Source organism: Flagellimonas yonaguniensis (assembly GCF_029193885.1).
Taxonomy (GTDB): Bacteria; Bacteroidota; Bacteroidia; order Flavobacteriales; family Flavobacteriaceae; genus Flagellimonas; species Flagellimonas yonaguniensis.
This window is the reverse complement of the sequence record NZ_JARFVB010000008.1, coordinates 42697-58147: the sequence shown is the minus strand read 5'-3', so window position 1 is coordinate 58147 and position 15451 is coordinate 42697. Positions and strand designations below refer to the sequence as shown.

Here is a 15451-nt window from a genome sequence, read left to right as displayed (position 1 = left end):
TTATGTGTTATTTTTACACTAAAAACAAAAAATAACATTAATAGACTAATTTTCAATATATTAAGTTCAATTTAAAAAAATAGAAGTTTGACCTTGTTCACGCTCGGATGCTTTGCGCTTCGTTTTTTGAAGTTTTTGACCATAGATACTTGTTTAAAAAGTATAGTTTTAAGATTTTAGCCATTATGGAGAAAGCCAAAAATGTAGAGTTGACCACTGAAATTGACAGACAACTCAATTTTTATCAGAAAGAAGACCAAGTTCTGTTGGCAGTGGATTGCATTATTTTTGGTTTTGACAAGACCAATTTGAAAATTTTGCTCATTAAGCGAAATTTTGAGCCCGAAAAAGGGAAGTGGTCCTTGATTGGTGGTTTTTTGAAGAAAAATGAAAATCTAGATCAAGCGGCAACACGGGTATTGAACACTTTGACGGGATTGAGTGATATTTATATGGAACAGGTCTATACCTACAGTAAAGTGGACAGGGATCCTGGTCAGCGCACTATTTCCGTGGCGTATTTTGCCCTGATTGATGTAGATTCACATCAGTTTGATGGCATCCAAATTGATTCAGCTCGATGGTTTGACTTGGACGAAGCCCCAAATTTGATTTTTGACCATGAGGAAATGATTCGAAAAGCCATTGCCAGACTACAACGACGTGCCATGACCATGCCCATTGGCTTTGAGCTTCTTCCCGAAAAGTTTACCATGCGACAACTTCAAAACCTATATGAATCCATACTGGACAAAAAGTTGGACAAACGTAACTTTATCAATAAAATCAATTCTTTGGATGTTCTGGTAAAGTTGGACGAAAAGGATATGACAGTATCAAGAAAGGGAGCTTATCTTTATGTCTTTGATAAGGAAAAGTATGAGAAAAAAGTAGCTGAGGACGGTTTTAGTTTTAAACTCTGATATTTAAAGAATCATAGTTTCCCAATCGACTCAATTGTCCCGAACAGGACTTGTTTCCATCATTGATTTTTGGATATCCGCCACATTCAAAGCGTAATCGTACATCTGCAATGATGCCAAATATCCCGAATAATGCTCTCCCACATCCGAAGCCCCAATGCGTAATTTGGCATTTTGTATTTGCGAGGCCAATACCATTATCTGGGAATTGTCCAGTTTCCCATTGACATACATTTTTTCAACTACGCCATCAAAAGTGAGCACGATATAATTCCATTCGTTGGCTGGGGGGAGGTTATTGTACTTCATGTCAAAATGACCATCCAAATGCGCAACGGCCCCATAATTGCCACTGTTATAATGCAATGCATTATAGGAATTTGCCAAATTGAACTTAAACCGGTCGCACCACGACAATAGACACTCGCTTTCTTTTGATATTTCTGGGTTTTTGACCCAAGTGGCCACCGTAAACGCCCCGTTCCATTCCATGCTTTTTGGAACCGTTTCGTTGAGAACCAGCGCCCCTTTTTTAAAATTAAATGCCGTAACACCATCTTCTTGATATATGGACACTTCACCTTTTTTCTCAAAACTTCCGCCAATTGTTCCTTTATTGATCAAACTGTCAAAGCTCCTTTTCATAAGAATATCTTTGGCATCGATACTCACTAATTTTTGACGGGAACTTTTTGCCCCAGGGCCTTCAATTGATGGCTTACCATTGATTTCCAAAGGAATATCAAATAAGGATTCAAATACTTTAATGTTCCAAACTGCCGCCAACAAACCTGTTTTTTCGACATCCAAAACCGTGAGTTTGATATAGCGGACCCGTATATTTGCATCATCTATCATTGGACTCCCTGCAATCCTATTTTTAGAACGGTCCGCAAAAACCTTCCAATTCTTCCCATCCAAGGAATATTCCAATTTGTATTGGTAATAGTATCCGGCAAACTCAAATTGGGTCATTATCCTTTTTACATGGGTCTGCTTTCCCAAATCGATGGTCAGGTCTTGTGGGAAAGAATTATCACCTGCTTTCCACATGGTCGCATTGTAACCATCGGTGGCAAATGATGGTTGGTAGGCATAATCGTATTCAAGTGACTCCAATTGATAAAATGAGGAGGCCCTCGCCTTGGCATTCAATGCTATATTGGGCGGGACATTCGATTTTATTGACTTCTCTGGCCCCTTACTTCCAGGTATCACTTTTTGTATGGTGGAATCATTTTCAAAAATGAGTTCATCAACACTTACTTGGCGGGACAATCCACCTCTTGTCATTGGATAATCGTGTTTATGGTAAACAATGTAGTAACTCCCATCCTCCACCAGAACAGAATGGTGCCCCGGGCCGTGTACCGTCCCTATACCATTGGAACTGAGTATGGGATTGTTTGCACCCGGTGTAAACGGCCCATAGGGGCTATCGGAATATGAATATCTTACATTGTAGGTTTCATCATGACAAGAGCCTCCTGAGTACATCAAAATGTATTTGTCCCCTTTCTTCATCATGTAGGCAGCTTCAAAAGGTTCAGGGGTCTGATCCAAGGGTATGTTCTTCGGGTTTTTGATTTTTGACATGTTCATACTGTCCAACTCCCCCACGGCATAGCCTCCGTTATAATGTACCCACGTGCCCCAATAAGCATAGATTTTATCATCATCATCGGTAAAAAACTGTGCATCCAATGATGGAAACCCTTCTTTGGGATAATTATGGGCAATTACTGGAGTATCGTCTTCGTTCAATTTTTCCCATGGTCCCACTGGGGAACTGGATACATATCCATAAATATTGCAACCTGTCTGGCAATTACCAAAATACAGGTAATATCTGCCATCGCTCCCTTCAATGATGTCCGGGGCCCAAAAATTTCTAAGGTTGACGGATTTCAATGAGGGAACTTCCATGGTATGGTTGTACCAATGCTCAAAATCTTTGCTATACCATACTGTGGGCACTCCTGAGGCCAACATTTCATTGTCCGTGGTAGCGTAGATATAGTATGTATCTCCAAACTTTTTGATTGTGGGGTCAGCAAAATAACCGGGCAGAATGGGATCCACCTTCCCAACGGGCAATTGGCCTTTCTTTCTTTGGCCAGAGACATAGCCCAAGACCATAACAAAAAACAATATGTGCAATACCCGATTCTTCACACTTGGCAACAAAACACCCTTTTGGGCTTATAGTTTAACTTCTGTTTCTTTCTTCCCCAATTCAATTTGATACGCTCCTCTGAGCTTTTTATACGGCAGCTCAATATCCATGCCCTCCACACGCAAATAGGCATAAGGAGTATGTGCGTTTTTGCCATCCAAGGTCAGGGTTACTTCCCCAGTTTCGTTGTTATAGCCCACTTTTTTAAACGAACCTGCATCCAAGGTAAGCCAAAGCTTCTTGGGAGCTATGAATACTCTGGACCTTGAGGCCGTGGTTAGTTCCAATTCCACAATAGCTCCTTTTTGGGATAGATTTCCCCCAAAGGCCAACCATCCCATATCCTCATCTTTGGTAAGGTAGGATGATGTGTTTACGGCATATCCATAAAACCCAGACCCATAGTCACCGGAAATACCGTCGATTTTTAAAGTCGAGGGATACGAATGGAATGCGGCCGGCCCGAATCCGTCTTGGGTAATATTCGAAATCCCTCCCAACAAACCTCCGTAACCTACTTTCAACAGATACAGATCTTCCGGTTTTTTTCGAAAATGGCTCAAAACGGGAATGGCGTTCAATGAGGAACCATAATGATGGATTTGTCGTTCCACACGTGAAGTTTCCCCAGCCTTTCCACCGTACAAAAAGTCCCAATATCTTCTGGCATTGCCATTGTAGCCCCAATGAGGCATTGTGGGCATGTAGGCCAAAATGGCACTAAGTGTCACATAGGCTTTTCTATCATACCCAAAATAACTGGACCACATATACACTTCTTCTTGTCCAGTGGAATCCCATGGCATTTCACTGCCAAACGGATAATCCAATGCCCGCCAATGATCGGCACGCTTTTTCATTCGTTCTTCCAAATCCGAGGCCATTTCCGTTAATCCTTCATGTTTCAGGTCTTCTAAAATAAATAGGAACACGGAGCCCTCCATTTGTCCGAACTGGGCATAATACGGTGCTTGCTCCACCATGGCTACACTTGTATGATAGGCATTTTGCAAATACCAATCCCAAGACCTGTTATCCACCAAACCTTTGTAGTAACGGGACAAACGGTACATGACCCAATATGCCGCCGCCACATGGGGATAGTTATAGGACCTTCCAGGGTCGTTCGCATGCTTATGGTCCCATGCCGCCCAAGTATCGTAATTGATTTTATCACTGTATGTGCCTTTGGGCAAAGAGTCGGGTTCGTAATAAAACAAACTCTTTTTGACCCCATACTTATTAGGACCTTCATTATATTGGATTCCCCCCCACAGTGTTTCATCCACAAAACCTTGCAACTTCTGGATTTCTTCCTTGTCGGGTTGAACCAATTGCTTCATAACGGCTGCCAGCCAACTACCTGCTCCACCTTCATCGCTCAATCCACTGATCCACACCCTACCATCTTGAACCACCTTTTCCTTTTTCTCATAATCATAGCTTATCGCTGATGGATTTCGTCCGAATGGGTCATTGGCGTCATCGAACCATTGTTCCGTAGTCAGAAAATGTCCAAAATCCTCAATAACCTCGGTCTCTGGTTTAATGATTTTATAGTTGATGGTCTGTTCTGTATCATCAGTATAGGTAATGGTAAGTCTGGCCCTGCCCCATTTTTTTCCATGGACATTGTATTTTTTCTTTCCTAAGGGAGTAGTGCCTTTTTCCTTGATTTCCAATGCTCCGATGGGTTCAACCGTTATGGAAGCAACTCCTTGGTTGTAATCGATGAACAATTGACCTTCAACATCTTGTGGCAGGACATAACCTGGAACGCCGACCGCAACGGGATGTTCTTCCTTGACAAGTGTCTCCTGTATATTCTTGATTCCTTCGGTAAGCACAAATTTCAAGGCAAAGTTTTTGGTTTCATTTGGTTGAAGAACAAGCGAAGTTGGTTCGTTCCATTGTTCTACTCCTTTCCATTCTTTTTCGGCATAGGCCTTACTGTATGCCATCCACTCATGGAACCCTTCAAAGACGATACTTTTCGGAGTAGGGTCATCCAATAATGGTCTATACGCCTCAAATGGCATATTATCTTTGGGCAGCACCAATAGGGCCGGACCCCTCCCACTCAACCTTTTTACCTCAAGGTAACCTGCATCTTTGCCGATATAGGGATCAAAAAAGACATTCTGGGCATGGGTTTCCACCAAGGACTTGCCTTCAAGAATGTTATTAAACACCATTGGAACTCCCAATGCTCCTATTTCCAATGGCTTGTCTTGTTTATTGGTAATTTCAAAACGCATGACCAGTTGGTCGTTGTCCAGTTCGTAAAATCTTTTTACGGAAACAGGTATATCCCCAGCCAGGGTATTGGCCAAGTCGGCAGCTGCCAAAACATTTCCGCCAATCTCCAATGGTTCCACTTTCGCTCTACTGGTGGCCGTGGAATACTCTTTCCAAATCCCGCTGGCATCTTTTATACGTAGGTTGATATCACCCAAATGATACAGGCTGTCCTTATCCCTTATTTCGAGACGATCGCCTGGGGTAAAATCAAAGTAGGGGTCGCTATTGGGGCTCAATGCCGCAACGGTTTGTGATGCCCTTACCAATTTCAACTTAAAGTCGGGGGTATCGAATTTTTGATAAACATCGGCAACACCCAAAGTCGATTCTCTTTTTTCCACCCTGCTCCAATAAGTGTCCTGCGCCATTATGCTTGAAACGGTGACCATACAAAATGCGGAAGCCAGCCAATACTTTAAATGTTTCATCTTGGTGTTCGTTTGGTTTTTGGATGAGTGACATCACTCTTATCCAATTTTAAAATAATAGGTACGCGCTTATTTGAACGCTGTGGAAAATTTCCACTTGGTCCTATAGTTCTTGTTCAAAGGAAGATCTTGCAATAAAGCGCGCAACAGCTCTACCGGCATTCTCCCTTCTTTCATTACCCGGTCATGGAACTGTTTTTCCGTCCACCCTTTATCCAGCATTTCATTTCGGAGGGCATAGAACTGTAGGCCTCCCATCATGTAGGCCAACTGGTACAATGGTGGGTAGTTGGTTGTAAAGGAACGTCTTACTTCTGCCTCTGCATTGGCATATTCGTGACCTACCTCATCAACTAAAAGGTCTATACATTCCTGAGGGGTCATTTCCCCTAAATGGAACTTCAGCGAGAAGATGATTCGTGCACATCTATGTATCCTCCAAAACAGCATGCCTAATTTTTGTTCAGGTGTTTGGGGAAAACCCTTGTTCCAAAGAATAATTTCCCAATACAACGCCCATCCTTCTGTCCAAAAAGGATTATAAAATGGTCTCCTATAGCTTTTATGACGACTGGTCATAAAATATTGAAGGTTGTGCCCGGGAAGCAACTCATGCTGTACCGTTGGAAAAGAAAAGTTGGGGTTATTGCCACGCATGCTCATCAATTTATCATTGTGGTCCATATCCAAGGTCGGGTAGGAAATGATAATGTCCCTTCCTCCCAGAAAGAACGGGTTTACTTTCTGCCGTTCAGGGCTCATCATTTCCATTCCCCAAGTCTCCTTGGCCAAATCGGGTAAGGTGATCAAATCCCGTTTTTCGACAAAATCAACGGACTGTGAGTAAAGGTCCATAATAGCCTGAGGCTGTTCCCCTGCTGGAACATAAGTGTTCTTCACATGTTCCAAGGCTTTTTTCCAATCATCGCCATATCCCAATTCACGGGATGCCTTTATCATTTCGTTCTTGCACCATTCAAATTGCTCCTCTGCGGTTTTTATAAGTTCCGAAGGGGTGTAGGGGATAAAGGCCATGGCCAGACTTTCGTTTAGCGCATCTTTACCAATGGGCTTACCAATGATTCCACTTCCATCGTCCTTGACGCTGTTCTCTGAATAGTTGTTTTTTAAAAAGTCCGCATAAACGGTCAATTTTTCATTCAGTCGTTCATAGGGTTTTTCCACCCACCATGTAAAATCGGGGTCGTAACCATAATAGAAGTTGTATGCTTCTTCCAGTCCCTTTTGAAGCGATTTCACGACTTTGGATGCTTTATCCGCCGTTTGCCAATCCTTAAATGGTTTGGCTTTCCATGACTCCATTTCAGAATCAATGGTTTGTGTGGCATCCTGGAATATTTGTGCCAATTCTTTTGATTCGGGCTTTTTGCCTCTTCGACGGTCTTTAATGAATTGGAAGATATCCTTGATAAAATGGCTTACTTCGGCGACTTCGCCAAACGCTTCGTAATCTTGATCTAAAAAATACTTACCCTTGGTTACCAAGTTCTTCAAAAGTACATAGTCCACCTTTCCCTGCTGGCTCAATGAGCCAAAATCCAAAGCGGACATCTTCGTGTCCCAGTCATCATAAAATCTGGAAAATCGCTGATAATACTCTTCGGATTCTTCCACGTTGTAGGTCCGGTTCAATGCCCAGTTGTCCGCCTCAAATTCAGTAACAAGATCAGCCAACTTACTGTTCTGTGCTGTTGCATAGGAGCCGAACAAGGCCATCAATATGATTCCAGTTTTTTTTAAATGCATTTTGTACATATTTAATTTTTCGTTTTCTACCTAAAGGTAGTGATTGCTTCGTTGCATTACTGCAATGCAGCTATTCCAGTGTTACATCCAGATAAACCGAGTGACGCGCATAGGTTTCATAGAACGGTTTAAAAACCACACCATCAATGGTAAATTCCAATGTTTTTGGGTCTCCTTTTATGGTCTTTCCTATATCCTTGGCATCCAATGTCACTTTTCGCCAATCGTTCCGTGGTTCGGGTTCTTGTGCCACCAACAGTACAGGCCCATAAAAAAGGCTTGCGATGTTTTGTTGGTCCATTACCGGGTCCAAATGGAATTGAAATGGCATTTGAACATCAATAACATCACCTTCTTTCCATTTACGGCTCAGGGTCACATAAGAGCCTGGCTTCGCCTTTACCTTATCTCCTTTACCATTCACTTTCACATAAAAGCCTTTGGTCGCCCACTGGGGAACACGTAGGTTCAAATCAAATTTTCCTTTGCCTTTTATGATCAGTTGGGTGTTATCCTCTTTTGGAAAAGCTGTCTTTTGCTCTACGGTAATATCTTTCTCGGTCCACTCCAGAGTTGAGGGTACAAATAGGTTTACATATAGCTTGCTATTGTCCTTATCTTTAAAATAAATGGAGTTTTGAAGTTTAGTGCTACTTTCCAAGGCTGTACCATTACAACAAGTGAACCCTGTCATATCGGCATTTCCAAATCTTTTGACGGAACCTGGCCTCAATGGCACATGATAGGTGTTTGCAGGACTGTCCTCAGCTACCGATGCAAGGATATGGTTATACAGGCCACGCTCATAATAATCCATCAACTCCGTTCGCTGGTCAAAAAGAAAGAGATTTTTAGTCAGCTTCAGCATGTTGTAGGTAGCACAGGTTTCATTTTGTCCTCCTGCTGAAAAACCATTTTCATACAAGGTAGCAGGTTGCCCAATAAAACATTCTGCATTTGTGGGATTTCTTGCTCCAGCCACGCCCCCAATGCTATACATATAGTCATTTTTCGCTTTGTACCAGAAATTATCCGCTACCCGGTAATATTCAGGGGATTCTGAATCACGATAGATTTCAAGTGCCCCCATAATCTGTGGTATGTGCTGGTTGGCATGCAATCCACGGAAGGAATCAACATTCTTGGCCAATCCATGGGAGTGTTCCGCATCTCCAAAAAACATTTTAATGTTATCGAAAAGTTGTGCCACTTTAAGGTATCTCGGTTCATCCGTAATCCTATCCAATCGGGCCATGGCCTCGTTCATCCCACCGAATTCCCCGGCAATATAGCTGTTCCACATACGTATCAATGTATCGGTGGGCAACAGGCTCAATCGGGCATATACCCAATCCCCCATTCCCTTGGCCACTTCCAAAGCTTTCTTGTTCCCACTGACCTCGTAGATATCCATTAAACCTGCCAATATTTTGTGCAGGGTGTAATATGGCGCCCAAACTTGGGTTGGTTGTGTACCATAAGTTGCTCCCTTTTCCAGCATGATGAACTGATCAGGTGGGTAGGCACTTATAAACCCTTCTCCCCAGTTCCAGTAATCTGTTCGAATGCCATTTTCGCTCAAATCCGAGTCATAGGTGGCTTTTCCTGAACCATGTGGCACCTTAGTGGGGTCTGATTCGTGCGCTCCACCAACTTTAACGGGCTTACCTGACATTTGGGACAGTTCATATAATACTTCTACCATATAATCCATTTTATTGGCAAAATTGGCCTGCAATTCCTTGTCATATCCGGTACTGGCATAGGCTTGGGCTATGGCCGTTAAATAATGGCCTGTGGCATGCCCCCTCAATTTGGTTTCCTGACTGTCCCAAACACCCAATGGTTTGGCTCCTTCGGGCTGTTCTTGTCCAAATGCATTACGGAACATGTATAAAAAGGAGTCCGGGTTCGTCACTTCCAATGTGTTGATGAACTTATCCCTGTTTTCTATGAACTTTGTTTGTTGACCATAGGTATCTGAATCCAATCTTACTTGATCTAACCCAAACACTTTCAGTTCCATGTCAGGCGTTTTCAAATCCTTTTTTGTCTTTACAGTAATTTTTGCTTTGGGCTTAAAATCGGTACCTGCCACCCTACCTATAACTACATAACTTCCAGTTTTGGTCACCTCGGCATTATCGGTCGGAGAGGGCCATAAGACCCTAACCATTGGACCTTCGATTCCATCGCGATATGTTCCTTTGACATGGCGTGGCAATCTCGGCAAGAAGCCTACTTCTGTTTCCACCTCAACATCGGACACTCCTGTCAAGTATTCATTGTACAATTGAGGAACCTCTGAAGAAAATTTTGGCAGGTTGTCTTCAGGTTTTTCCCTTCTTACCACTGCATCCCCACCTCTAAGAGCAATATATCGAATCCTCGTAATCTGCTTTTCACTTAGAGGAATCCTATACAACCTAAAATCATGGATCTTTGCTTTGAGATAAGGATTTCCAGATACAATCGACTTTCCTAAATAGAGTAAATTCTCATGGGTAAACAAATCCTCCAATTCCATCTCTACATTTTCTACCTTCCCGGTTTGTTTTCCATTGACAAAAACACTTATGGATTTTGATGGAATGTCAAAGACCAAGGCCAGATGAACCCATTGGTCCATTTCAATTTCCACATCTGGAGAAAGCACTTCATATCCTGAATCTCCATCCAATATGACCTGAGCTTGAAATCCTTCTTTTTTCTTGGTACCGAAGGGAGCAACAAAAAAATGTGTCCTATCATCTTTTCCAAAGTCAAAAAGTAGCTGGCCGGACTCCATCGACTGAAAGTTGACCCACGTTGCAATACTTATGGATTCTTCACTTTGCACAGATTCCCCGGGAATGGAGATATAGGATTTGCCGTCGCCTGGCAGCGAAAGTACTTTTTTAAACTGCTCGTCATCTTTGAAATCAATTTCCCCATAAGCTCTTGCGTGCAAATTATTTCTAGACCAATCTTTGGCATCTCCATCAAAAATATATCTGGCGATCATTCCGGTCTCCCCGATTCCATCCAGAATTTGGTTGCCGCTCTGTGCGCGCATCAAACTCATTGGGGCGGTCAATACAAACAATACCGTACCAACAAAAAACTTACTTAACTTCATAATAACTCTTTTTCTCCTATGATTTTAACCTATGGTTTACTGTTGTTTTTATAGTTGTAGATTTCCTCCCAAGAGGGCGGGTCCACATTCATCAAATGTTTTACAAAAAAGTCCTTGCGTTTTCTTTCACCAAAATCCCCTCCAGAGGAATGCCCCATACCAGGTATAGTGACCAGCTCAAAATCTTTATTGGCTTTGATCAGTGCATTGGCAAATTGCATGGTACTGGCGGGGTCCACGTTATCGTCCACTTCTCCCAAGATCAACATTAAATCGCCACCCATTTGGCCGGCGTTTTCCACATTGGAACAAGCCTCGTAATGTGGCCCTATGGGATAGCCCATAAATTGTTCGTTCCACCAAATCTTATCCATTCTATTGTCGTGGCATCCACAGGAGGATACGGCCACATCATAAAAGTCGGAATTGAAGACCAATGCCGCAGCTGCATTTTGTCCACCTGCCGAAGTCCCAAAAATGCCAACGTTTTCAGCATCCATATACGGGTATTTTTTGGCAGCTTCGCTTATCCAGATTTTTCTATCGGGAAAACCACCATCTTTAAGGTTTTTCCAGCACACATCGTGAAAAGCCTTTGAGCGATTGGAAGTCCCCATACCGTCTATCTGTACCACAATGAACCCCAGTTCCGCCAAAGAGGACATGGACCAGTAGTACGACCTAAAATCCTTGGGGACAAAAGAACTGTGGGGCCCTGCATAAATATATTCAATTACAGGGTATGTTTTATTGGGATCAAAAGACGTGGGCCTTATAATGATTCCCCATATATCGGTAACGCCGTCTCTACCTTTGGCCATAAAAACCTCAGGAGCTATCCATCCCTCTTCCAGCAATGCGGAATGGTCAGCCTTTTGCAATTGCATTAGAGTCTTGGCATTTTTTGATGATTTTAAAAGCGACACAGGCGGGGCATCCACCTTGGAGTACTGATCTACATAATATTCATAGTCTTTCGAGAAAGTAACCTGATGGTTCCCGTTTTCTTTGGTAAATCGGGTTAGGTTCCTGCCATCAAAACCTATTTTAAGGTAATGAAGGAAGTATGGGTCCTGCCCTTTGTCCATTCCACTGGCCGTAAAGTACACTTCTCTGTTTTCCTCATCCACATGAATGACATTTCGGACTACCCAGTCTCCTTTGGTAAGCTGTCTTTTCACTTTTCCAGTTTCCCCATCATACAAATAGATATGGTTCCATCCATCCCTTTCCGATGTCCATATAATTTCCTTACCATCATCAATATCGTACCTGTACTTTTTGCTGCTATAGTCGATGAAGGTTTTGCCAACCTCATTTACCAGTATTTTTACCGCTCCAGTAATTGCATCAACCGCTATTACTTTGTAGGCCTGATGACCTCGTTGATTATATTCAAAAGTAAAGGCACTGCTATCCTCCCTCCATTCTATGTTATTGAGTCCGAATTGATGGCTAAACTCCTTGGTAGGAACTTGGATATGTTTCTTTTCGCCGACCAAAAACAATTGTGGGCTCTTGAATGGGAGTTCATCCCCGGGCTTTAAATAATCCCTTGATTGTAATTTAGGCTGAAACTGTTCCTCCGGACTGGATTCCACAAAATATATTTTACGTTCATCTCCTGGACGCACCTTGTATGCCATGATTTTTTTTCCATCGGGCGACCATTTTATATAAGTGGAATAGAAGAAGCCCGGAGCACCATCATAGCTCAACCGGGTTTCTTCGTCCGTCGAGGTGTTTTTGATATAAAGGTTGTGATTCTTGATAAACGCCAACATAGTGGAATCGGGAGACATGACAGGCGGATTATTGGTCTCATCGAACCTTCTGCCCCAATACCCCCAATCTCTTTTACCGTCGCTGGCATTTGCCCCCACAATCGCTAATCTCTGGTTTTTCGGACGGTAGGAAACTTTCTTTTCTTCAAAAATGAATTGCAGTTCCTCCATATCGGCATCAAATTCCAGTTCGCTAATGTCTATATGGTCTGCTTCTATATCTTTCTCAAATTTTTCGGATAGCAATTTGGCCAATACGGTATGGTCAAAACATTTTTCATGGGTTTTTTCCGAGGGATTTACCCATAGATATTCTTTTCCTTCTGGAGTATTGTTGACATACCACAGGAGGTTATTTTCCTGCCAATGAAAATTTTTGGGCGAGTTTGTGACCTTATCCCGAAACAAAGAATCCAGCGAAATCGCCTTTTTATATTCCGCTAAGGTTCCTTGGGCAAATGATGTACCGAATTTTATAAGTATAAAAAATACACTTATTTTTTTGACAAAAGATTCCATAGTTTAAATAAGTCTAAAACTAGAGATAATCTCTGGTTGTGCACCGATTCAAATTACCTGATACTAATACTATATTACCCTTAACACCTTCACTACTGTCCAAAAAAGCGATTAATTAACTAAGAAAAACTAAAATGCAAAAGAAAACCGTATGAGAAGAAAAAGGTATCAGCGAAACCTTTCCGGTAAGAGCTGGGCAATGTCCATCAAAGTTTTTGAGCCATTCACTTTTTGCGACACCAGCTTTCCTGTTATTGGGCCCAAGCTCCACCCCATCATGGCATGACCGGCTGCTATGGTCAGGTTGTTATATTTGGTGGTTTTGCCAATAAACGGCAATCCATCCGGTGAGACCGGCCTGAGTCCGGAGGTGGCGCAATCTTGTTCTTCAGGAAGTATGGCAAAATCCCTGTAGTGTGCCTTAACGGCATCGGCCAAAGCCGTCACTCGTTCTTTTTTGATGGTATCATTATTGCCGGAAAACTCCATCGTACCTGCAAATCGGGTAAAGCCATCCATTGGAGTAATCGCCATTCTGGCATCCACCAAAATAGTGGGCAAGGTTATTCCGGTTGGCCTCTTAACATCCATACTGTAGCCTTTCCCTCCTTGGATGGGAATTTTAAGCCCCAATGTTGCCGCCAGTTTTGATGTCCAGCTTCCACTGGCCAAAACAAACTCATCAGCCTCATAACTGCCATCCTGAGTCCTCAAAGAGACTATTTGTTTGCCGCTTATCGTAAAGTCTTCAACTTTCTGCTCCAACTTAAAACCCACTCCATGTTCCTGTAGCCAACACTTCAGTTCCTCCATAAAATGATTGGGCGTCATGTGGGCATCACACTCGTAATGAACAGCCCCCCTTACTTGGTCGGATAGTACAGGTTGTACTTTTCGTAAATCTTCTTTCGACAGTATGGAAACCTCTAGATCTTCCTTTATGGCTTTTTCTGCCACTTTATGTTCCTCCTTTTCAGATTTCTCGCTACAATACGCCATCAAAACCCCTTTTCTTTCGTAATGAAAGTCGAAATCATGAGAAGCCAATAATTCTTCATACAACGCCCTACTTTTCAGATTGAGCTCTTTGAGCACAGGCAATGCTCTTTGAACATTGGAAGCTGTCGCGGACTTTTTAAACAAAAGTGCCCATTTGAAGAAATCCATATCCCATCTGGGCTTCATATAAAAAGGGCTGGAACTATTGAGCATCCACTTAAGACCTTGGGTAATTATCCCCGGAGCGGCCAAGGGAACAAAATGACTTGGTGTAATATATCCTGCATTGATAAAAGATGTTCCACTATCTATGTTTGTTTGATCCAAAACAGTGACTTCCCATCCATCCTTCACTAAATAATATGCACTACAAAGCCCGGAGATTCCTCCCCCTACAACAATTACTTTCTTCATTCTAAAAAGTTGATTTACAGTACCTGGAACCCATGGGCGTATGGGTCATCGTCATCTATAATGATATTGTTATAGCCTGTTACTTGTGCCCATCCCTGTATACTGGGCACAATGGCCTTTTTGCCCGCCAAGGTGGTCTCCTGTTCTATCCTTCCGATGAACTTGCTTCCTATGAAGCTTTCATGAATATAATTTTCGTTCGCACCCAATTTCCCTTTGGCATATAGTTGTGCCATACGAGCAGAGGTCCCCGTACCACAGGGAGAGCGATCTATGGCCTTGTCCCCATAAAAAACGGCATTTCTTCCCGAAGATGTCGGATCCAAAGGGTCTCCGGTCCAAAGCATGTGGCTCACATCCCTAATGGTACTGTCTTCTGGATGTACAAACATGTCAGGGTACTTTTCATTGATACGCTTTCGCACCACTTGGGAATAATGTATGATCTGCCCCGCCGTAAAATTATGCACACCCTCAAAGTTTTCCTGGGGATCCACAATTGCGTAGTAATTACCACCGTAGGATACATCAAAGGTTATCTGACCCAGTTCCGGGCACTCTACGGTCAAATTTTCGGCTGCCAAATACGATTTTACATTGACCAATTTTACCCAATCCACTTTTTTGTCCGTTTGGCGGTATTCTATCTCTACCAAGCCTGCGGGAGCTTCCATTTTTATTTTTCCCGGTACTTTGGGAACAATCAGCCCCTCCTCTATTGCTACGGTTATGGTCCCGATGGTTCCGTGCCCGCACATGGGCAGACAGCCTGAAGTTTCTATGAAGAGTATCGCAAAATCATTTTCAGGATTGTGGGGCGGAAGCAAAATGCTCCCGCTCATCATATCGTGCCCCCGTGGCTCGAACATCAATCCCTTTCTAATCCAGTCAAAATCCTTGAGAAAATGCTGTCTTTTCTCACTCATGTTCGCCCCGATCAAGTTGGGACCGCCACCTGCCACTACGCGTACAGGGTTGCCACAGGTATGTGCATCAACACAAAAAAAAGTTTTTCTTGCCAC

The 15451-nt window shown here is 42.8% G+C and carries 8 protein-coding genes; 1 reads left to right on the top strand and 7 read right to left on the bottom strand.

Annotation, left to right across the window (positions count from 1 at the left end):
• The first annotated feature begins 185 nt into the window (after positions 1 to 185).
• On the top strand, positions 186 to 923 hold the full coding sequence (locus tag PY092_RS13180; RefSeq protein ID WP_275616267.1) for an NUDIX hydrolase: 738 nt from the start codon (positions 186 to 188) through the stop codon (positions 921 to 923).
• A gap of 30 nt (positions 924 to 953) precedes the next feature.
• Here PY092_RS13180 and PY092_RS13175 read toward each other — a convergent pair whose 3' ends face one another.
• The 7 genes from PY092_RS13175 to PY092_RS13145 all read right to left on the bottom strand — a co-directional run bounded on the left by PY092_RS13175 (position 954) and on the right by PY092_RS13145 (position 15451).
• On the bottom strand, positions 954 to 3110 hold the full coding sequence (locus tag PY092_RS13175; RefSeq protein WP_275616266.1) for a family 43 glycosylhydrolase: 2157 nt from the start codon (positions 3108 to 3110) through the stop codon (positions 954 to 956).
• A 15-nt stretch (positions 3111 to 3125) separates the two neighbouring features.
• A complete protein-coding gene (locus PY092_RS13170; RefSeq protein WP_275616265.1) occupies positions 3126 to 5828 on the bottom strand; it encodes a DUF5695 domain-containing protein in 2703 nt (900 codons plus the stop codon).
• Between the two features lie 69 nt (positions 5829 to 5897).
• On the bottom strand, positions 5898 to 7595 hold the full coding sequence (locus tag PY092_RS13165) for a DUF885 family protein (protein ID WP_275616264.1): 1698 nt from the start codon (positions 7593 to 7595) through the stop codon (positions 5898 to 5900).
• Positions 7596 to 7665: 70 nt separating this feature from the next.
• Positions 7666 to 10713, bottom strand: coding sequence for a beta-L-arabinofuranosidase domain-containing protein (locus PY092_RS13160; protein ID WP_275616263.1), 3048 nt, complete (start codon positions 10711 to 10713; stop codon positions 7666 to 7668).
• A 29-nt stretch (positions 10714 to 10742) separates the two neighbouring features.
• Entirely contained in the window at positions 10743 to 13016 is a 2274-nt protein-coding gene (locus PY092_RS13155; protein WP_275616262.1) for a S9 family peptidase, read from the bottom strand.
• Between the two features lie 168 nt (positions 13017 to 13184).
• Positions 13185 to 14429, bottom strand: a complete 1245-nt coding sequence (locus PY092_RS13150) for an NAD(P)/FAD-dependent oxidoreductase (RefSeq protein ID WP_275616261.1) — start codon at positions 14427 to 14429, stop codon at positions 13185 to 13187.
• A 14-nt stretch (positions 14430 to 14443) separates the two neighbouring features.
• Positions 14444 to 15451, bottom strand: a complete 1008-nt coding sequence (locus PY092_RS13145; RefSeq protein WP_275616260.1) for a 4-hydroxyproline epimerase — start codon at positions 15449 to 15451, stop codon at positions 14444 to 14446.

What these genes read in the sequence shown, in the direction of transcription:
- PY092_RS13155 (WP_275616262.1), bottom strand. Translation starts at nt 13,016, where the DNA reads ATGGAATCTTTTGTCAAAAAAATAAGTGTATTTTTTATACTTATAAAA.
- PY092_RS13160 (WP_275616263.1), bottom strand. Translation starts at nt 10,713, where the DNA reads ATGAAGTTAAGTAAGTTTTTTGTTGGTACGGTATTGTTTGTATTGACC.
- PY092_RS13150 (WP_275616261.1), bottom strand. Translation starts at nt 14,429, where the DNA reads ATGAAGAAAGTAATTGTTGTAGGGGGAGGAATCTCCGGGCTTTGTAGT.
- PY092_RS13180 (WP_275616267.1), top strand. Translation starts at nt 186, where the DNA reads ATGGAGAAAGCCAAAAATGTAGAGTTGACCACTGAAATTGACAGACAA.
- PY092_RS13165 (WP_275616264.1), bottom strand. Translation starts at nt 7,595, where the DNA reads ATGCATTTAAAAAAAACTGGAATCATATTGATGGCCTTGTTCGGCTCC.
- PY092_RS13170 (WP_275616265.1), bottom strand. Translation starts at nt 5,828, where the DNA reads ATGAAACATTTAAAGTATTGGCTGGCTTCCGCATTTTGTATGGTCACC.